Genomic DNA, 19,776 nt, shown 5'->3' on the forward strand with positions numbered 1-19,776 from the left:
GGATCAGCAATGATCCCCGTTTTTTTAATGTGAGCTTTGACATCCTTGTATCTTGGATTTACCCAGAGCATCACTTTCAACATGCCAGCGAGCAAGGCGTGAAAGCTGCCAGTAAATTAGAGTCTTCATTTCAAAATACTTGCTGCTTATCAGTAGGGACTATTACTGAGGCGACTGGTATCCCGCTTGTGCCTTAAGAATCGGTTTTCTGGGCAAACTTTTTCGTTAATTGTCGAACAAGAGCCGATAGAAGATAGACCTGCACTTGGATTTTTTAGCTGTTTTGTGTTGAACAAATCAACTACCGTACCTTAGTTTCGATCCTCTTTTATTGGTTAATTATATGTGACATGGAAAATTTCCATCTCCAGTATCCACTTTGGATTTTCTTCAATAGAAAGTAAAGTTCAAAGTAGTTAATAAAATTATCACTAGTTATAGTGAGATAATTCAGTTAAATTATCATCGAATTTAGAATGGAATTGAAGTAAATCAATGTGTAGGAAAATTATTAGGAGGTTAGTATGGCCATACCGGCATATATATGGTGCAAGATGATGGTGGTGCAGATATTAAGGGATCTGTCGATGTACAAAATCGCGAGGGTAGCATTGAAATCCTAAGTTTTAACCATAGTCTATATATTCCCACTGATAGTAGTACAGGAAAACTAACGGGCACCAGAGTACATGGTTCAATGAGTTTCGAAAAAGAATTTGATCGGGCATCTCCATACCTATATAAAGCTGTTGCCACTGGACAGACATTACAATCTGCCAATATCAAGTGGTACAGGATAAATGATGCAGGTCAGGAAGAGGAATATTTCCATATCCTTATGAGCGGGGTGAAAATTGTTTCAATTTCCACAGTAATGCATAATATAAAAGATCCATCTTATCAACATTTTAATCATCTAGAATCCGTTGAAATCAGATACGAGAAAATTACGTGGAAATACCTTGATGGTAATATCATTTACTCTGATTCATGGAAAGAGCGCTAAGAAATAACACTGGAATATCCGGCATTTTATCGAAGTCTATTAAAAATCCGACTGGCGATTTTGTGTATAACTAGAGCTATTATTAAAAGTATAAAGATGTCTATAAAAAATTCAACCCAGCTATCCTCGCAATTTCCCCCTAACCAACCCAAATTTATACTGCTCAGTAAACGTTCTACCATACGGTACACCTGATAAACAGCCAAGTTTAATGGAGTAATGAGCCGGAACGCTAGCAGTGCGATCAACAGGCATAGTAAATAACCCAATAAGCTAAGAAACTTTACACGCACCAAAATTTGTATTCCCCATAACATCAACTCTACCGTATGCCATCAATGAGCTGCCGGGTACTTTAAACTTATGGGTACGGAGCAGAGCGTTTCGCACGATATTAAAGTCAGAAACACGATAAAAGGTGATACATCCCCAAGACTCGCCGCTACCATTCGGACGCAATGGATGAAGACGAAATGCACCGCGTCGAACACCGTTCACGAATATATAATCATTCATTGTCTGAAAACTATATATACCCGTTATCTTTTAAGTTGCCTCTTTGTTGGCTGCACTCACTCACCCCGGTCACATAGTTCTCTATGCTCCCGGGGATTCGCTCCCTTGCCGTCGCGATGCATCTTGAAATCTATAGGGTATAACCCAAACCATTGAGAATGATTAGTACCATGAATCATATCAAGAGCTGTGCCTCTGACTTGGTTCGCTATGCTACCAACCGGACGATCAACAATCCAATACTGACCTGGAGGAATTGCTGATTTCTCAATGTAAGAACATTCAGACTTGTTGACGTATGGATCTTGACCAGAGAAAACGTCAAATATACCAACGCCATAACAATGAAATTTAGCCTTTCGTCCATTATCGGACAGGTCGTTATAATTCATCCTACAAATTTGCATGGTTATTCCCATATAATATATCTGCGAGTTGTATTCCAACCTGCAATTGATTAAATTACTATTTTTTCCATAGCGTATGTTTTCGTATGGTTGGACTTCAACGCTATCATAAAGTTCACTTTTTTCTAGAAAACCTCGTATTAAATCAAACCACACATTACCAATCTTGCTAATCATTTTATCGGGGCTGTAATCCAGAACCGCCGAAATTTCTGTCATCCTTTCGAAGGAAAGGATGGCACATTCTCAAGGTTAATTGTATGATGAATACTTCACCAGAATTAGGGATTTTGTTATGTCGTTTCGTGAAGTACTGATTATTGGTTGGCAGTACCTACGAGCATTTGTTCTGATTTATTTGTGTTTGATGACAGGTAATGCCATTTCTTCCCTATTACCCATCATCATTCCCGGCAGTATTATCGGCATGTTGATCTTGTTCGTTTTATTATCTTTCCAACTCATTCCTGTTCATTGGGCAAAACCAGGTTGTAGTTTGTTACTAAAAAATATGACTTTATTGTTTCTGCCTATCGGTGTGGGCGTGATCAATTATTACGATCAACTCAGCCAACAGATAATTCCAATTGTTTTTTCATGCCTGATCAGTACCGTAGTTGTTATGATTATCGTTGCTTACAGTTCCCACTATGTTCATCGTGAACGTCCAATTATGAGTTCCGCCTCAGAAATTAAGAGTGAACAACAGAAACAAGAGAAATAAAAATGTTAAGTCATATTTGGTGGTCACTGCCATTAACATTGATTGTATTCTACACCGCAAGAAAACTTTCATTACGATTCAAAATTCCCGTACTGAACCCCTTATTGGTTTCTATCGCCATCATTATTCCAATATTATTAATCACCCACACGCCTTATGAACACTATTTTGCCGGCAGCCGAATGCTAAATGATCTACTCCAACCCGCAGTGGTTGCGCTAGCATTTCCTTTATATGAGCAGCTACATCAGATCCGAGCCCAATGGAAGTCCATTATCAGCATCTGTTTTATCGGCAGTATTGTCGCTATGGTGACAGGCGCTGCTATTGCCTTATGGATGGGCGCAACGCCTGAAATGGCCGCTTCGATATTACCTAAATCCGTCACAACACCAATAGCAATGGCAGTAGCAGATGCTATTGGCGGTATTCCTGCAATCAGTGCTGCTTGCGTCATTTTTGTCGGCATTTTCGGGGCAATATTTGGTCACAACCTGTTCGATCTGTTACAGGTAAAAACTAAAGCATCCCGCGGCCTGGCAATGGGAACGGCATCACATGCTTTAGGTACTGCCCGCTGTGCGGAGGTCAATTTTGTTGAAGGCGCATACAGCTCATTGGCATTGATGACCTGCGGTATCATTACTTCACTAACAGCCCCCTTTGTATTCCCGGTGCTGCTATACCTATTTAGCTAGTTTATCTTTAGGAAATTTGATAATAATCGCTTAATTACCAACTTCAATTACATAAGTCTCATCCATCCATATGACATTTATCACATTACAAATCTAATCAGACAACTTAGAATGATCTTAAGTTAATTCGGAGATCACGCTATGCAAGCTCGTTTTCACCCTATCTGGGTACAATTACCCTCTAAACTACAGGATGCTCTCTTACCTTACGCAGGAAACAACGACTTTCCTGCCATGCTTACTGCTGAGCAAGCTGAATCTATTAAGAAAACCTGTGGTTTTGATGATAACACCCTAGCTGTCGCCCTGTTGCCACTCGCAGCGGCATGTTCCCTAACACCAATATCCCATTTTAATGTTGGCGCCATTGCCCGCGGTGAAAGCGGAAACCTCTATTTTGGCGCGAATATGGAATTTGCGGGCGTGCCGCTACAGCAAACGATTCATGCAGAACAGTGTGCGATTACTCACGCTTGGTTATTGGGCGAGAAAAGACTGGCATCTGTTACTGTGAACTACTCTCCGTGCGGGCACTGCCGTCAATTTATGAATGAACTTAATAGTGGCGCCCAATTAGAGATTCACCTGCCAAAGCAGGTACATTCAACATTAGGTCATTATCTGCCAGATTCTTTTGGCCCAAACGATCTGGGCATCAAGACTTTGTTGATGGACCCGGTCAATCATGGTTATAAACTAGAAACCACGGATAAATTAGTACTGACTGCGCTAGATGCAGCAAACCAGAGCTATGCTCCATACAGTAATTCCTACAGTGGTACCGCGCTTTTGGGAAAAGATGGAAAAATTTATCCTGGGCGTTATGCAGAAAATGCCGCATTTAACCCAAGCTTACCGCCATTACAAGCAGCGCTGATTCTGATGAACATTTCTGGTGGTGATTGCCTGGCTATCGACAGAGCCGTGTTGGTTGAGGGAAAACACTGTGATTTATCCCAACGGAGTGCGACTCAATCCATACTTGCCGCACTCGGTTGCAGCAAATTTGATTACTACACTTTCTGAATTTAGCGGAAAACCTTCTATGCAGATAGAGGGTTTTCCGCTATAAAAAACAATTACCGTAACATTTTATTAGCCAAATCTGGATGTTATCTCTCATTTTAGCTCATAATACCTCTAATTAAGTAACATTTACTGTACATATTTTTCCTATCTCTTAGGATCTAAGCTAACCTTGTTTATCCATTTAGTTCAAAGAGTAAGATTCATGGAACTGGAACACGAAAGTAAACGTCCATTATATATTCCCTATGCTGGCCCAATTCTGTTGGAATTCCCCCTGCTGAATAAAGGCAGCGCTTTTACTGAAGAAGAACGCAGCAACTTTAATCTTTACGGTTTATTACCGGAAGCGGTCGAAACCATCGAAGAACAAGCTGAACGTGCTTATCGACAGTATCTTGATTTTAAAAATGACGCAGATAAGCACATTTATCTGCGAAATATTCAGGACACTAACGAAACCCTGTTCTATCGCCTGCTGGATGCACATTTGAACGAAATGATGCCAATCATCTACACCCCAACCGTTGGTGAAGCTTGTGAGCACTTTTCCGATATTTACCGTCGCGCCCGCGGCCTGTTCATCTCATATCCCAACAAAGCCCATATTGATGACATGCTGCAAAATGCAACCAAGCAAAATGTCAAAGTCATCGTGGTTACCGATGGCGAACGTATCCTTGGTTTAGGCGACCAAGGCATTGGCGGTATGGGTATTCCTATCGGTAAGCTCTCCTTGTATACCTCCTGCGGTGGTATTAGCCCAGCTTATACACTGCCAGTTGTCCTGGATGTCGGCACCAATAACCCACAGCGCCTGAATGATCCGTTATATATGGGCTGGCGTCATCCGCGCATCACCGGTGAAGAGTATGATGAATTCGTAGATGAATTTATTCAGGCTGTTAAACGCCGTTGGCCGAATGTGCTGCTGCAATTTGAAGATTTTGCCCAAAAAAATGCCATGCCTCTGCTTGATCGCTATCGCCATGAGGTTTGCTGCTTTAATGATGATATTCAGGGAACCGCCGCCGTTACATTAGGGAGCTTAATTGCCGCTAGCCACGCGGCTGGCCGTCAATTGAAAGATCAAACAGTTACCTTCCTTGGCGCGGGTTCCGCCGGTTGCGGCATTGCAGAACAGATCGTCGCCCAGATGAAATCCGAAGGTTTAAGCGAAGAACAGGCTCGTGCCCGTATTTTCATGGTTGACCGGTTCGGTTTATTGACAGACAAACTGCCAAATCTGTTGGATTTCCAGAATAAGCTGGTACAGAAAAGCGACTCATTGACTCAATGGGATGTAAACAGCGATGCCATCTCGTTGCTCGATGTTGTCCGTAATGCTAAACCGACGGTATTGATTGGTGTTTCAGGTCAGTCAGGTTTGTTTACAGAAGAGATCATCCGTGAGATGCATAAACACTGTGAACGTCCAATCGTCATGCCGTTATCGAATCCAACTTCTCGCGTTGAAGCCCGTCCAGAAGATATCATCAACTGGACAGATGGCGCCGCTCTGGTGGCGACAGGTAGCCCATTTAATCCGGTAAAATACAAAGATCAGGAATATCCGATTGCTCAATGTAACAACGCCTATATCTTCCCTGGGATTGGTCTGGGTGTCATTGCGTCAGGGGCCAAACTGGTTACTGACGGTATGTTAATGGCAGCAAGTCGAACACTGGCGGATTGTTCCCCCTTAGCCCAACAGGGACAAGGCCCGTTACTGCCGCTTATTGATGATATTCAGGACGTATCACGCAAAATTGCTAAACAAGTCGCCAAAGAGGCACAAATACAGGGCGTTGCCACTGTTACCTCAGATGGCGCACTGGATGAAGCGATTGAACGCAACTTCTGGAAACCTGAATATCGCGTGTATAAACGCACTTCATTCTGATTTTTATCGCTAAAAATACCTAAAAAGCTTGTTAGTTTACTTTTACTAACAAGCTTTTTCTCAGAGAGAAAACTTGCTTAGAAATTTCAGGTAAAGTAGCCTTTAACAAATTCAGTCATTAATGTGTATAAAAAGGCAAAAGCATGTGGAAGCGCCTGATAACTAGTCTGTTATTCATCACAGGGATGCTGATACTGACAGCTATTGCACTTGACCGCTGGATTAGCTGGAAAACAGCCCCTTATGTCTTTGATGATCTCAAACAACTTCCTGAACGTGAAGTAGGTATAGTACTTGGTACTGCCAAATATTACCTCTCTGGCGCCCCAAATCAGTACTATATGTACCGTATTCAGGGAGCTATTAATGCCTATAACAGCGACAAAATTAAATACTTATTATTGAGCGGCGACAATGCTCAACAAAGTTATAACGAACCGGTCACCATGCGCAGAGATTTAGTCAAAGCGGGTATTCCTACCGCGAATATCGTACTGGATTTTGCGGGTTTCAGAACGCTTGATTCGATAGTCAGAACTCGGAAGGTTTTTAACACTAACGACTTCACCATTATCACTCAACGATTTCATTGTGAACGAGCCCTATTTATCGCTATGCATATGGGAATTACCGCTCAATGTTATGCAGTTTCGACACCTAAAAATATGATTACCGTTCGATTACGCGAAATCATTGCCCGCCTTGGCGCTCTGACTGATCTCTATATTCTGAAACGTGAACCTCGTTTCTTAGGCCCGTTGATCCCTATTCCTACTCCGTATAAGGTACCGAAAGGCATGACTGATTACCCCGCCGTAACCCCAGAAGAATTGCAGGAAATAGATATACCCTATGGATTTCAAGATGCATCGCGACGGCAAGGGAGCGAATCCCCGGGAGCATAGAGAACTATGTGGCCGGGGTGAGTGAGTGCAGCCAACAAAGAGGCAACTTGAAAGATGACGGGTATAAAACCCCGTTTAAGCGGGCCGGGCCAATACCGCAGTAATTTTACGCCACCACTGTTCGACTGGCCCTTGCGGGTAACGGCGCAACCACCAGCATGAAAAGAGAATATTCATCGCCCAAATAGGAAGGATAAATGCAAGTAATTCCAAACGGTTAAATTGACCAAAAAAACCAAGATGATAAAACAGCAAGGTGCAGATTAAGGTTTGCAGCAAGTAATTACTCATCGCCATCCGTCCAACCTGACTAAGCCAGTAATTAATGCGCCAACATGAAATGACCGGCCAAAAACCATATATCAAAGCCATATACCCCAGAGCCTGAAACGGCGTTACCAACTCAGCAAGGATATAACCGACAATACCTGACCAAAAGTAATCCCAATTATGGATAGATTGGAACACGACAGAGAATGTCTGAACAGCCACACTGAGTGGTATCAGCAATAGCGCCGCATTTCGATAATGGTTCACTGAAAACTCACCTTTTAGCCAACCATTACGCACTAATCCCGCACCACATAACATAATACCGATAAGCTGCCAGCCATACTGTACAAACAGCATGACCATCATCAATATGACCTGATTAAAACGCTCTTTTACTGCTAACCATCCACCAGATGTTTTCCAATATGTTTCGTATAACGTATGGAATTCCGTCGTCTGCCAAGAAATATCATTAGATTCGCCGCGGGAAAGAAAGCCAAGAATAAACAATAGCGCTAATCCGATCAGGTAAAAAATAGCACCTTGCATAAATAACCTGCTGCTGGCGCTATTTTGGCTAATCAATTGAAAGCTGAAAAAACCGGCCAAACTATAAGAGAGTAAAATATCGCCATCCCAGAATAGGATGCCATGCCCTATTCCAATGAGAGCAAGTATAGTTAATCGTGGGTAATTCCAGATTTTGCCCCTTGGTAATAGTAGCTCCAAGGTCGCTCCAAATAAGAAGGCCAGAATACACAGGAACTTTCCCTGAACAAAGACGCTAAGTACAGACCAGACAATCAAATCAGTTAAAGAAGCAGAGCCATTATATGCCGGATTCAAATAAGCGGCGGATGGCAAAGCAAAACCGGAGATATTGAGTAACAATATCCCCAGTATTGCCAGACCACGAAGACTATCCAGTGAGTCAATTCTCTGGCAGGCCATTCTTATATCCCGATGTAAAAATTACACATGGCGAGTCGCGCGTAAAAACTCTTGACGGGTATTTTGACTAGATTTAAACAACCCACCCAGGGAAGTTGTTGTCGTGGTGCTGGTTGCATCACGGATACCCCGTGCCTTCACGCAGTAATGAACCGCATCAATTGATACAGCAACATTATTAGTGCCAAGCAGTGTCTGTAATGCAATCAGGATCTGTTGGGTCAGGCGCTCTTGTACCTGTGGACGCTGCGAAAAAAATTGCACAATACGGTTAATCTTAGACAACCCAATGACTTTATCTTTTGGGATATAGGCAACCGTCGCCTTGCCATCAATGGTGACAAAATGGTGTTCGCAGGTGCTGGTTAGTGTGATATCACGCACTGTCACCATTTCATCCACTCTCATTTTATTTTCTATTAGCGTGATTTTTGGGAAATTACTGTAGTCCAACCCGGAAAAAATCTCATCGACGTACATTTTCGCAATACGACTGGGGGTTTCTGCCAAACTGTCATCACGCAAATCGAGATTCAACAGTTTCATAATTTCCGTCATATGCTCCTCAATACGCGCTTTGCGCACTTCCGGCACCAACGCCTGACCACGCAAAGGCGTTTCAAGACCACGAGCTTCCAGCGCCGAATGCACAAGTTCAGCTTCTTTACTTAAGGATGACATTATTTTCTCCAAAGACATTACTTTTCATCATCTGGCGGGTAGTAAAATAGATATTCGAGTCATGAAGACCATAACTGAAACAACTCACTACTAACAGGTAACTATCGCACACACTGTAAATGAGCACGTGGTGATTATCCAGTGATAGCTTTTCATAATTATATGAATTTTTTACATACGCACTTCACTGGTCGATTTATTCCTGTTACAAACCAATAACCCGGCAATGACCAAGGTAATCAATGCGACATATAATGCAGGCTCCAATCTCCCGGTTATCGCGGTAGAAATCGCTGACAACATCGGCCCAACAAGCTGCCCGACAGCATATCCGGTGGTTAATAACCCAGCCATATAACGGCTATGTTCTGGTGCTAATTCACGCCCATACTGAAACGCCATTTGCACTACACACATAAAACCACCACCAACCAACAAAGAGCTTAATGCCAGACCACCTATTCCCGGAATGATCTCAGCAACAAGAATGCCCACCGCCTGAATCCATAAAGTGATTGCCAGCCGGATTTGCGTTGTCAGCATATGACGAGTCAAAATAGCAAAACCGATGCCGATGACTGCGGCGGCACCAAATACTGGCCAGACAAACTGCGCAAATAAGCTGCCTGGGAAACGATCACTTGCCATTTGCGAAAGAAAAGTCGCAGGTAAAATATAACCAAACCCCGCTAAACTGTAGCTCCATACCAACCGCTTAATTGCAGGCGTCAAAGTCAGTTTCTTCACCTCAGCCTGTGAACGGTGTAGCCCACCACTACGGGGCAGATGCCGACTAATATAGATACTACAAATCAACGCCAAAATGCCATATAACAGCCATGCTTCGGAAGCGCTCACTTGCCATGCTTGGATACCAATGGCAAGGATACCCGTAACGAATATCCCGACTCCCGGTCCGGCAAATATGGCAGCACTCAACGCAGGACGATTCAATCTAGCCAACTGTTCATTGGCCCATGACGCTACTAATACCAATGTCCAGCCACTGGCCCAACCAATAAAAAAACGAGCGATGCTGTGCAATATCGCGCCATACAGTAGCGCAGAGAGCAGCGTGATAATCACCGCTCCCCATAACCCGGCCCAAAGCCGATATTCAATCAAACGGCGCGCCCGCATTGCATCATAGGAACCGGCCAGATATCCCAGATAGTTAAAAGCCGCAACGATACCTGCCCCAGTCAGACTGAACTGAGATTCTGCGATCATTAAAGGCACTTGAGGGGTGAAGGCAGTACGCCCAATTCCCATAGCGACAACCAGCGCCAAAAATCCACTCATTGCGATATGAAAAGCCAGGTAGCGGTGACTTTGTTGAGGAGAAGCTGAATTGTTCATAGCCATAAAATATTATTTTTTTAATTTATTCTTCATAAGACATAACAGAAATCAAATACAACATACACTTTTAATTAACAAAGTTCCCAGAAAAACGTAAATTATTTCTGCCCATAAATAAAAAATCAGTAAGCAATTAATTACAGTATTTGGGATGACAGAATATATGCCCCTTCTGGCTCAGCTCTAATTTATTCGTCTTAACTAAAGCTAAAAACACAGCATTAACTGAATTATCCAGGCTTCCGCACAATAACGCCAAAATGGTACTAACAAGCCTGTTTATAAGAGATATCATTTGCCATGTTACGTACAAATATGAGTGAGGAGCATTTTTATGTACCAAGCATTTCAAGGTAAAACAGCTATTGTTACCGGTGGTGGGACCGGTATAGGACGAGCTATCAGTATTATGATGGCGAAACAAGGCGCCGCTGTCGCCGTGATCTATTCACAAAGTGAACTTGAAGCACTGGAAACGACGGAAACAATTATCAAGGATGGAGGACAAGCTATCGCGATAAAAGCGAATGTTGCCGACGAATCGGCTGTGCAGGCAATGATAAACACCGTCGTGGAAAAATTTGGCGGGATCGACTATCTGGTAAATAACGCGGCGACAACCAGACAACTTCAATTTGAAGATCTTGATGCCATATCTAGCGATATTTGGGATGCCATTATTGATGTTAATGTGAAAGGCACATTTCATTGTTGCCGGTATGCGGCACCCTATCTTAAAGCAAGAACGGGGAGTGCTATCGTGAATGTCGGTAGTATCGCCGGCGAAACGGGACTGGGTTCTTGTATCCCCTATGCCGCGTCCAAATCAGCGGTTCACGGGCTGACAAAATCCTTAGCTCGGGCGCTGGCTCCATCGGTTAGGGTTAACTGCGTAGCGCCGGGTGCCGTTGAAACAAGATGGTGGAAAGGGAGAGAAGAGAAAATGCATACGCTTTGCACTTATTTGCCTTTAGAAAGAATTTCAACGCCAGAAGATGTTGCAGAAATAACCTTGATGCTGTTAAACGCGGAATCAATGACAGGACAAATCATAACCGTTGACAGTGGTCAAACTTTATAAGCGCTTACTCACTTTTTAACCTGGCTATCACAACAGCAAATTCTCCTACGCCAGGTTAATCGTGATGTTCTATGCGCTTATCACACATTGCGGCGTTTTGGATAACCGACACCAATATCGCCGCATTTATGGAATATACGATACTCATTAAAGTCAAATATCACTCACACATATGTTGATCTCTGCCATAATGCCATTAACAAAAAACGTTATCTGGGAGCATCATTATGGATCACTGTCATACCTCTGGATTGATCTCTTTGCAGCAGGCGTTGGAAAAACTTCTGACTCAAGTTACACCTCTGACTGATACAGAAGCCGTCAGCCTCCTGCAAACATCAGGACGCATCACTGCAACAAATATCATTTCTCCCATTAATGTGCCTCCCTTTGCTAACTCAGCAATGGACGGTTATGCCGTGCGCTACGCCGATTTAAATGGCAATAAACCTCTGCCTCTGGCAGGAAAAGCGCTGGCAGGCACTCCTTTTCAAGGAGAATGGCCGGTTGCAACTTGTATCCGCATTATGACTGGCGCACCCATTCCCACAGATGCTGACACAGTTATTATGCAGGAATACGCAGAAATTACTGATGACGGCATCGTTTTCACTCAACCAGCCAAACAAGGTCAGAATATCCGTCTGGCTGGCGAAGATATTACTAAAGGTGCGGTGGTACTACCGGCAGGTAACAAATTATCCACTGCTCAATTACCCCTGATTGCATCTTTAGGCATCACCGAAGTTGAAGTGGTTCGCAAATTGAAAGTCGCTATTTTTTCGACAGGTGATGAGTTGCAAACTATCGGTCACCCACTTAAGGAAGGGCAAATTTATGATACCAACCGTTTTGCCGTTCGACTGATGCTGGAGAAACTGGATTGCGACGTTATTGATTTAGGCGTTATTCCAGACAATCCCCAAGCTTTACGTCATGTTTTCGCACAAGCAGATCAACAAGCCGATTTAGTTATCAGCAGTGGCGGCGTTTCTGTGGGCGAGGCAGACTACACCAAGCAGATACTGGATGAATTAGGCGAAATCAGTTTCTGGAAACTGGCAATTAAACCGGGTAAACCTTTCGCTTTTGGCAAACTAAAAAACGCCTGGTTCTGTGGTCTGCCGGGTAATCCAGTTTCAGCCGTTCTCACTTTCTATCAATTAGTTCAACCTTTAATCGCGCGTCTATCCGGTTTTACGACATGGCAACCCCCTATGCGTATGCGCGCCAAAGTCATTACACCATTAAAAAAGACACCGGGAAGAATGGATTTTCAACGGGGTATTGCTTCGGTGAATAAACAAGGGGAACTAGAAGTTCATACGACGGGACATCAAGGTTCTCATATATTTAGTTCATTCAGTCAGGGGAACTGCTTCATTGTTCTGGAACGTGAACGTGGGCGGGTAGAAGTTGGTGAAAATGTTGAAATAGAATTGTTCAATCACTTACTGAAACATGAATAATGACCATTGAACTCACAGACGCAGAAATCCTACGCTATAACCGTCAGATTGTTCTACGTGGGTTTGATTTTGACGGTCAAGAAAAATTGAAATCTTCGATGATCCTGATAGTCGGTGCAGGTGGTTTAGGTTGCGCAGCATCCCAATATTTGACCGCAGCAGGTGTGGGAACAATAACACTGTTGGATTTTGATACCGTTTCTCTCTCGAACCTGCAACGGCAGATCCTGCATCGGGACGAACGTATCGGCATGGCTAAGGTGCATTCAGCCCAATTGACGCTCCGGGCAATAAATCCACATGTCACGATTAAAACCGTTGACGGATTACTGGAAGATCAGGCGCTAAATGAACTTATCAGCCAGAATGATATTGTCTTAGATTGTACGGATAATGTGGCGATCCGCGAACAACTGAACCGCCTGTGTCTGGTAAGGAAAACGCCTCTGGTTTCCGGCGCAGCTATTCGTATGGAAGGACAACTAACGACATTTACTTATCAGCCAGATGCCCCCTGCTACCGTTGCCTGAGCAGACTGTTTGGTGAAAACCATCTAACATGTGTAGAAACGGGGGTTATGGCGCCATTGGTCGGCACCATCGGTACATTGCAAGCAATGGAAACCATCAAACTCCTTACCGGATACGGTCAAGTTAACAGCGGAAAGGTTTTACTGTTTGATGCAATGACAATGCAATTTCGTGATATTAAATTACTTAAAGATCCTAATTGCGAAGTATGCAACAGTTAATTTTATCCGCTGATAGAAATAATACGCCCCGGTTATTTCAACCAGGGCGATTTATCTCATAAGATTATTACTCAACAATTCCCTGACTTCTCAGATACTCATCATAAGTACCTTTGAAATCGATAACCTTATCAGATTTAATTTCCATAACTCGGCTTGCCAAGGAGCTAACAAATTCCCGATCATGAGAAACAAATATCAAAGTACCTTTATATAATTCAAGCGCAAGGTTCAGGGATTCAATGGATTCCATATCCAAGTGGTTTGTCGGTTCATCCATTATCAGAATATTTGGCTGCTGCATCATCAATTTGCCAAATAGCATCCGCCCTTTTTCACCACCCGATAACACCTTAACTTTTTTCTTAATGTCATCTTGGCTGAACAACAAACGTCCTAATACGCTCCGAACAGCTTGTTCATCATCCCCTTCTCTCTTCCATTGACTCATCCAGTCAAAAACCGTCAGATCGCAGTCAAAATCATGGGCATGATCCTGAGCATAGTAACCAATGCTGCTATTTTCAGACCATTTAACTGTGCCGCTATTTGGCTCTGCCTCGCCAACCAATGTTTTCAGGAAGGTCGTTTTACCGATACCATTAGCACCGATAACGGCTATTTTCTCGCCAACTTCCAGCAATAGGTTGAGATTTTTAAACAGAGGGCCATTGTCATAGCCTTTAGTCAAACCTTCCAGCTCCAGAGCATTACGGAATAATTTCTTATCTTGCTCAAAGCGGATATAAGGATTTTGGCGGCTGGATGCTTTAACTTCTTCCAACTGGATTTTATCAATTTGACGAGCACGGGAAGTCGCCTGTTTTGATTTAGAAGCATTAGCGCTAAAACGGCTGACAAAAGATTGTAATTCCGCAATCTGTGCTTTCTTCTTTGCATTATCAGCTAGCAGACGCTCACGGGCTTGAGTGGCGGCAACCATATATTCATCATAATTACCGGGGAACAGACGCAGCTCACCGTAATCAAGATCGGCCATATGAGTACAAACTGTATTCAGGAAATGACGATCATGGGAAATAATGATCATGGTGCTATTTCGTTCATTCAGTATTTGCTCTAACCAACGAATCGTATCAATATCCAGGTTGTTCGTCGGTTCATCCAATAACAGAATATCAGGATTAGAAAACAGTGCTTGAGCCAGCAATACACGCAATTTCCAACCGGGCGCCACTTCGCTCATCAAACCGTAATGCTGTTCTACTGGAATACCAACACCCAGCAACAACTCTCCGGCTCGCGCTTCGGCACTATAACCATCCATCTCGCCATAAGCGACTTCCAGATCCGCAACTCGATAGCCATCCTCTTCACTCATTTCTGCCATCGCATAGATGCGGTCACGCTCCTGCTTTACCTGCCACAGTTCCGTGTGCCCCATAATCACGGTATCCAATACCGTGTACTCTTCAAAAGCAAACTGATCCTGACGCAGTTTACCAATGCGCTCATTGGGATCGATGCTGACATTACCGGCAGTAGGTGTCAGATCGCCACCCAAGATTTTCATAAAAGTGGATTTACCAGAACCATTAGCGCCAATCAGACCATAACGGTTACCGTTGCCAAACTTGACAGAAATGTTTTCAAACAGGGGCTTACTGCCAAATTGCATAGTGATGTTGTTTGTACTTAACACTGCATTCGCTCTTACATTTAGAAACAAAAGGGAAATCGGAAAAATCGATAGCGGCGCATTATGCCACAGTAGAACGATAGTATCGCCTTATAGTTATATCTGTTTCTTCGACAAAAGACAGGAATATGTTTGAAATGATCGAAAAATATATATGAAAAAATTTAATGCTACTAGTAGCATGAGAGTCGAGCTTGTACAGACCTTGTAAATATTTCTCATGCCAAAAACTCTCTCACCTTTTTCATTTATTCCTATTCAATTAACTTCTTAAAAAAAACCACCCTTTCTGTCTCAACAAATCCAAGAGACAAATGAAGAGCCAGTGATTCTTCATTATTTATATCAGCATCTGATGCCATTTCAGTACATCCATGATCCTTAGCCCAATTTTTAATATGCGCTATAAGTCGGGTTGCTAAACCCTTTCTTCTGAATTCCGGGGAAATATAGATCCCTTCAAGGTAAGCTACCGGAGAGGAATTGCACCCATTGACATATTCAAAACGCAATGAAGCTTCTGCAAAACCGCAAAAATCACCTAAATCCGATTGGATCATAAAAGCAATCTGGTTACCAGAATGCAAAATCGAGGTCATTTCTTCGCAGTGCTCTTCTTTTGATGCCGTGGGCCATAATGAACTCCGCAAATACAACCATTCATCAAAATTATGGCTGTTATTCACGACAATTTGATAGAGATTATTTTCCAACTGAATATACGATGCTTGCTGATATTGATTATCCATTTTTGACTCAGACATTTTTTCTTATTTAACTTATATCATACTGCAAATTTATTCACTAAAACAGACGCCAGACTTGGGAGAAGCCCTGGAGTCCCAGGGCATTCCTCCAGCTCAAAGGCTTGCTTGCAAGATCTGGCGGCTAATATCTAACGTAATGTCTTTGTTTTCACCCAATCGAGTCATACCGTGATCTTCCAATTGTTTCACCACCCGATCAATGTCATCAACACCAAGGTTGTAATCCGACAAACGGGTCGGGATTCCCAGATCCTCGAAGAAACTGCGAGTATATGCAATAGCTTGATCAATCCGTTGTTCTTCATCTCCACTGGCAATACCCCAAACACGCTCACCATACTGCAACAATTTGGCACGTTTGTTTTCCCGGCAAATTTGCAAATTAGCCGGTAGGATAATTGCCAACGTTCGAGCATGATCAATACCGTAAAGCGCAGTTAATTCATGACCAATGCAATGTGTGGACCAATCCTGCGGCACACCTACACCAATCAAGCCATTGAGAGCTAAAGTCGCAACCCACATTAGATTGGAACGGATCTCGTAATTATCCGAGGCGTTTATCGCTTGAGGACCTATTTCAATCAATATCTGCAATAGCCCCTCAGCAAACCTATCTTGCACCATACCATTAGCAGGGTAAGTCAAATACTGTTCCATAACGTGTATGAAAGCATCAGCCACTCCATTAGCCACCTGACGTAACGGAAGAGTATAGGTCTTCGTTGGGTCCATAATGGAAAATTGAGGAAAAACAAGCGAACTCATAAAATCCAGCTTAGCCTGTTTCGCTTTATTGGTAATCACCGAACTATTGTTCATCTCTGAACCCGTCGCGGGTAGCGTCAAAACGGTGCCAAACGGAAGCGCGCTCTGAATAAGAGCTCCCCCCTCTTCCAAAATACGCCAAGGCTCCCCTGCAAAATTAACCGCTGCCGCTACAAATTTGGCGCCATCAATCACAGAACCACCACCGACAGCAAGCAAGAAATCCACTTCACTATTGCGCACCAATTCAACCGCTTTCATCAAAGTTTCGTAAGTCGGGTTAGCTTCAATATCGCCAAATTCCTGAATAGCTCTATTAGCCAACGCCCTCTTGACTTCATCCAGCGTTCCTGCCTTTTCAGCACTGCTACCGCCGTAGAGAATCAGTACCCGCGCATCCTGCGGCACTAGGTTATCAAGACGGTTAATTGTCTCTTTACCAAAAACGATCTTGGTTGGGTTGTAATATTTAAAATTTCGCATAGCACCTCACTGCATCAATCGAATACAGTTTTTTAATGTGTCTAACCGCACTTAATTATCAGGGCCGACACGGACGACTAACTTGCCGAAATTGTGACCTTGTAACAGGCCAATAAACGCTTCTGGAGCATTTTCCAAACCTGATATCACCTCTTCTCGATATTTTATCCTGCCTTCATCAAGCCATGTGGACATATCATGTAAGAATTCGCCAAAACGCCGAGTGTAATGATCCAAAATAATGAATCCCTCTATCCGAATTCGTTTCCGCAGTAATTGATCCATCAACAAAAACAAACGATCTGGCCCTTCCGGGAGGTCAATGGCGTTGTAGTGAGACACCATCCCGCAAAGTGGAATGCGAGCAAAGTCATTCAATAACGGTAAAACAGCGTCAAATACCTTGCCGCCCACATTTTCAAAATAAATATCGATCCCCTTCGGGCAAACCTTGGACAACTGATCCGCAAAGTCTGGAGCATAGTGGTCAAGACAAACATCAAATCCCAATACATCAACAGCATGACGGCACTTTTCCACGCCACCCGCTACGCCAACAACATAACAACCTTTGAGCTTGCCGATCTGACCAACCGTTGCGCCAACCGGCCCAGTTGCCGCAGCGACAACCAATGTTTCACCAGCCTTAGGTTGACCGATATCCAACAATCCCAGATAGGCTGTAAAACCCGGCATTCCCAACACGCCTAGTCTATAGGATGGGTGAACAGGCGATTGCCCTAAGTTCATCAAGCCACGTCCATCAGAAATGGCATAATCTTGCCAACCGCTATATGCGAGTACCCAATCACCAACCTGATATCTCGAATGATTTGAAGACACTACCCGGCTCACTGTTGCGCCAACCATGACGCTATCAAGCTCCACCGGCGGCTCATAAGATGGTTTATCACTCATTCGTCCACGCATGTAAGGATCTAGCGAAAGAAAAACGCTGCGTAACAGTAGCTCTTTCTCCTTTATCTCAGGGATAGGTTGCTGTTCCAGACGAAAATCGGTCAATGTCGGCGAACCATGCGGACGTGTAGCCAAGACAATCCGGCGATTTGTTTGTTGTGTTTGAAACATTCATCTTCTCCTTCAACATTAAAGTCAATATCATTGGGATACCCAAAAAGTAGACCAGTCGTCTAATCATTAGGTATAAAAAACACTGATGAATAGAGACTTTCAACAGTGTTTTTATTCGCTATGCATTCAATAATCGCTTGGTGGTAGCCATAGCACTTTGTAACGGTGCGCTACTCTGGGTGATCTTCGCCACCAGACTCGCTCCTAACCAAATCTGATATAGCGCCTCAGCCAGCGGGAAAGCTTCCTCAACAGAACAATCCAATCCACCCTCATGGACAATGTTTTCCACTACAGAGGCAAGACGCATAATGATATTCTTTGTCCCATCCTCCAACACCAGACGCATCGCTACGGATAGATCACTCACCTCAGCACCGAGCTTAACTACCAAACACTTTTGCCCACCGACAGTGCCGTCTTCTCCCAACGGCTCCAACCAGCCTTGCCAGTACTGCATTAAGTTCTCTTTCGCTGTCCATTCCTTACGCGCCATAATGTTATCCATCCTTTCAAGATGGTGGGTAAAGTAATCTTCAAGCATAGCGGCGCCAAATGCATCTTTCGAAGCGAAATAATGGTAAAACGAGCCTTTCGGCACTTTTGCCGCTTTTAAAATTTCATTAAGTCCGACGGCTGAAAAACCTTTACATCCAATAACTTGCTGAGCAATGTCCAGGATGTGCTGACGGATATCTTGGGGATTTTTATTCGTTTGCATAGATACAATTTATATCTAATTAGACCAATCGTCTACAATTTAAAATAAAAGTTTTCAGCCGGCAATAAGGGGTAGGAAATTCTCCGCTAATACCATTTGCTACCAGTTTCTTACTGACTTATAGCGTTATTCTGAAACACATATTAATTTGATGCAGAATGTGCCCTCAAATCAAACACGAAGAAAAAAATTAAGAAAAATCAATAATGCCACACCGCAAATAAACATATTAACAACCAATGATATTACATTGATAACAGTTTTATTTTTCTATGATACTTCCATCAAGGATGCAATAGTCCCTATAGTAAATATAATATTAGCTCATTATCCAAATATTTGTTAATCAATAAGTCAACAAGCTTCTTAGCAATAAGAAAGACTTATAAAATTAGTGGCTTATAGCTATTCAAGATAAATACAATCTGTTACTCAGTTATACTCATTCAATATTACAATGCATTAACATCTCATCAATATAATGATGAATTAATGTTCAAAATAATAAAATTATTATTAAATCGTCATAGA

Annotated in this window: 18 protein-coding genes and 1 pseudogene; 9 read left to right on the forward strand and 10 right to left on the reverse strand. The window is 43.0% G+C overall.

The features are described from left to right. Positions 1-524: 524 nt before the first annotated feature. Positions 525-1,006, forward strand: a pseudogene (locus OO184_RS20595) (Hcp family type VI secretion system effector). A 273-nt stretch (positions 1,007-1,279) separates the two neighbouring features. Here the strand turns inward: OO184_RS20595 and OO184_RS20600 are convergent. Together OO184_RS20600 and OO184_RS20605 are read right to left on the reverse strand one after the other, a co-directional pair. Then, positions 1,280-1,504, reverse strand: a complete 225-nt coding sequence (locus tag OO184_RS20600) for a tlde1 domain-containing protein (protein WP_244161576.1) — start codon at positions 1,502-1,504, stop codon at positions 1,280-1,282. 74 nt (positions 1,505-1,578) lie between these two features. Then, the gene (locus OO184_RS20605) at positions 1,579-2,148 is read right to left on the reverse strand and encodes a tlde1 domain-containing protein (RefSeq protein ID WP_265380789.1); all 570 of its coding nucleotides are present in this window, start codon (positions 2,146-2,148) and stop codon (positions 1,579-1,581) included. Between the two features lie 76 nt (positions 2,149-2,224). On the opposite strand from OO184_RS20605, the gene OO184_RS20610 reads away from it, so the two are divergent. The 5 genes from OO184_RS20610 (at position 2,225) to sanA (ending at position 7,185) form a co-directional block, all read left to right on the forward strand. After that, positions 2,225-2,653 (forward strand): CidA/LrgA family protein, encoded by a 429-nt coding sequence (locus OO184_RS20610; protein ID WP_265380790.1) that lies wholly within the window; start codon positions 2,225-2,227, stop codon positions 2,651-2,653. Positions 2,654-2,655: 2 nt separating this feature from the next. Continuing rightward, a complete protein-coding gene (locus OO184_RS20615) occupies positions 2,656-3,351 on the forward strand; it encodes a CidB/LrgB family autolysis modulator (protein ID WP_265380791.1) in 696 nt (231 codons plus the stop codon). 141 nt (positions 3,352-3,492) lie between these two features. Beyond that, entirely contained in the window at positions 3,493-4,377 is an 885-nt protein-coding gene (gene cdd, locus OO184_RS20620) for a cytidine deaminase (RefSeq protein ID WP_265380792.1), read from the forward strand. A 205-nt stretch (positions 4,378-4,582) separates the two neighbouring features. Beyond that, entirely contained in the window at positions 4,583-6,280 is a 1,698-nt protein-coding gene (locus OO184_RS20625; RefSeq protein ID WP_265380793.1) for an NAD-dependent malic enzyme, read from the forward strand. A gap of 143 nt (positions 6,281-6,423) precedes the next feature. Continuing rightward, the gene (gene sanA, locus OO184_RS20630) at positions 6,424-7,185 is read left to right on the forward strand and encodes an outer membrane permeability protein SanA (protein WP_265380794.1); all 762 of its coding nucleotides are present in this window, start codon (positions 6,424-6,426) and stop codon (positions 7,183-7,185) included. Between the two features lie 75 nt (positions 7,186-7,260). Here sanA and yeiB read toward each other — a convergent pair whose 3' ends face one another. The 3 genes from yeiB to OO184_RS20645 all read right to left on the reverse strand — a co-directional run bounded on the left by yeiB (position 7,261) and on the right by OO184_RS20645 (position 10,449). Then, complete coding sequence (yeiB, locus tag OO184_RS20635; protein ID WP_265380795.1) at positions 7,261-8,409, reverse strand: DUF418 domain-containing protein YeiB; 1,149 nt, start codon at positions 8,407-8,409, stop codon at positions 7,261-7,263. 21 nt (positions 8,410-8,430) lie between these two features. Then, positions 8,431-9,090 carry a GTP cyclohydrolase I FolE gene (gene folE, locus OO184_RS20640; protein WP_265380796.1) on the reverse strand — a complete coding sequence of 220 codons (660 nt, stop codon included), beginning with the start codon at positions 9,088-9,090 and terminating at the stop codon, positions 8,431-8,433. A gap of 171 nt (positions 9,091-9,261) precedes the next feature. Then, entirely contained in the window at positions 9,262-10,449 is a 1,188-nt protein-coding gene (locus tag OO184_RS20645; RefSeq protein ID WP_376712596.1) for a YbfB/YjiJ family MFS transporter, read from the reverse strand. A 337-nt stretch (positions 10,450-10,786) separates the two neighbouring features. Between OO184_RS20645 and OO184_RS20650 the strand changes: the two genes are divergently transcribed. From OO184_RS20650 to moeB, 3 genes are all read left to right on the forward strand, one after another. Further along, complete coding sequence (locus OO184_RS20650; RefSeq protein ID WP_265380798.1) at positions 10,787-11,533, forward strand: SDR family NAD(P)-dependent oxidoreductase; 747 nt, start codon at positions 10,787-10,789, stop codon at positions 11,531-11,533. Positions 11,534-11,760: 227 nt separating this feature from the next. Continuing rightward, positions 11,761-13,002 carry a molybdopterin molybdotransferase MoeA gene (moeA, locus tag OO184_RS20655; protein ID WP_265380799.1) on the forward strand — a complete coding sequence of 414 codons (1,242 nt, stop codon included), beginning with the start codon at positions 11,761-11,763 and terminating at the stop codon, positions 13,000-13,002. Then, positions 13,002-13,754, forward strand: coding sequence for a molybdopterin-synthase adenylyltransferase MoeB (gene moeB / locus OO184_RS20660; protein ID WP_049583455.1), 753 nt, complete (start codon positions 13,002-13,004; stop codon positions 13,752-13,754). Before moeA ends, moeB begins: the two co-directional genes overlap by 1 nt. A gap of 67 nt (positions 13,755-13,821) precedes the next feature. Here moeB and OO184_RS20665 read toward each other — a convergent pair whose 3' ends face one another. The 5 genes from OO184_RS20665 to OO184_RS20685 all read right to left on the reverse strand — a co-directional run bounded on the left by OO184_RS20665 (position 13,822) and on the right by OO184_RS20685 (position 19,245). After that, a complete protein-coding gene (locus OO184_RS20665) occupies positions 13,822-15,417 on the reverse strand; it encodes an ABC-F family ATPase (RefSeq protein WP_049583457.1) in 1,596 nt (531 codons plus the stop codon). 251 nt (positions 15,418-15,668) lie between these two features. Continuing rightward, on the reverse strand, positions 15,669-16,163 hold the full coding sequence (aac(6'), locus tag OO184_RS20670) for an aminoglycoside 6'-N-acetyltransferase (RefSeq protein WP_265380800.1): 495 nt from the start codon (positions 16,161-16,163) through the stop codon (positions 15,669-15,671). A gap of 111 nt (positions 16,164-16,274) precedes the next feature. Further along, positions 16,275-17,432: an iron-containing alcohol dehydrogenase gene (locus tag OO184_RS20675; RefSeq protein WP_265380801.1), complete on the reverse strand. Its 1,158-nt coding sequence runs from the start codon at positions 17,430-17,432 to the stop codon at positions 16,275-16,277. A 51-nt stretch (positions 17,433-17,483) separates the two neighbouring features. Next, on the reverse strand, positions 17,484-18,521 hold the full coding sequence (gene curA / locus OO184_RS20680) for an NADPH-dependent curcumin/dihydrocurcumin reductase (RefSeq protein ID WP_265380802.1): 1,038 nt from the start codon (positions 18,519-18,521) through the stop codon (positions 17,484-17,486). Positions 18,522-18,642: 121 nt separating this feature from the next. Then, positions 18,643-19,245: a TetR/AcrR family transcriptional regulator gene (locus tag OO184_RS20685; protein ID WP_265380803.1), complete on the reverse strand. Its 603-nt coding sequence runs from the start codon at positions 19,243-19,245 to the stop codon at positions 18,643-18,645. Positions 19,246-19,776: the final 531 nt, after the last annotated feature.

The sequence above is a fragment of the Photorhabdus aballayi genome, from assembly GCF_026153155.1.
GTDB lineage: Bacteria > Pseudomonadota > Gammaproteobacteria > Enterobacterales > Enterobacteriaceae > Photorhabdus > Photorhabdus luminescens.

Bases quoted from the DNA above. Each gene is read 5' to 3' on its own strand.
- OO184_RS20610 (WP_265380790.1), top strand. From the start codon at position 2,225: ATGTCGTTTCGTGAAGTACTGATTATTGGTTGGCAGTACCTACGAGCA.
- folE (WP_265380796.1), bottom strand. From the start codon at position 9,090: ATGTCATCCTTAAGTAAAGAAGCTGAACTTGTGCATTCGGCGCTGGAA.
- sanA (WP_265380794.1), top strand. From the start codon at position 6,424: ATGTGGAAGCGCCTGATAACTAGTCTGTTATTCATCACAGGGATGCTG.
- OO184_RS20615 (WP_265380791.1), top strand. From the start codon at position 2,656: ATGTTAAGTCATATTTGGTGGTCACTGCCATTAACATTGATTGTATTC.
- moeB (WP_049583455.1), top strand. From the start codon at position 13,002: ATGACCATTGAACTCACAGACGCAGAAATCCTACGCTATAACCGTCAG.
- OO184_RS20650 (WP_265380798.1), top strand. From the start codon at position 10,787: ATGTACCAAGCATTTCAAGGTAAAACAGCTATTGTTACCGGTGGTGGG.
- OO184_RS20645 (WP_376712596.1), bottom strand. From the start codon at position 10,449: ATGAACAATTCAGCTTCTCCTCAACAAAGTCACCGCTACCTGGCTTTT.
- OO184_RS20605 (WP_265380789.1), bottom strand. From the start codon at position 2,148: ATGACAGAAATTTCGGCGGTTCTGGATTACAGCCCCGATAAAATGATT.
- cdd (WP_265380792.1), top strand. From the start codon at position 3,493: ATGCAAGCTCGTTTTCACCCTATCTGGGTACAATTACCCTCTAAACTA.
- curA (WP_265380802.1), bottom strand. From the start codon at position 18,521: ATGTTTCAAACACAACAAACAAATCGCCGGATTGTCTTGGCTACACGT.
- OO184_RS20625 (WP_265380793.1), top strand. From the start codon at position 4,583: ATGGAACTGGAACACGAAAGTAAACGTCCATTATATATTCCCTATGCT.
- OO184_RS20685 (WP_265380803.1), bottom strand. From the start codon at position 19,245: ATGCAAACGAATAAAAATCCCCAAGATATCCGTCAGCACATCCTGGAC.
- yeiB (WP_265380795.1), bottom strand. From the start codon at position 8,409: ATGGCCTGCCAGAGAATTGACTCACTGGATAGTCTTCGTGGTCTGGCA.
- OO184_RS20675 (WP_265380801.1), bottom strand. From the start codon at position 17,432: ATGCGAAATTTTAAATATTACAACCCAACCAAGATCGTTTTTGGTAAA.
- moeA (WP_265380799.1), top strand. From the start codon at position 11,761: ATGGATCACTGTCATACCTCTGGATTGATCTCTTTGCAGCAGGCGTTG.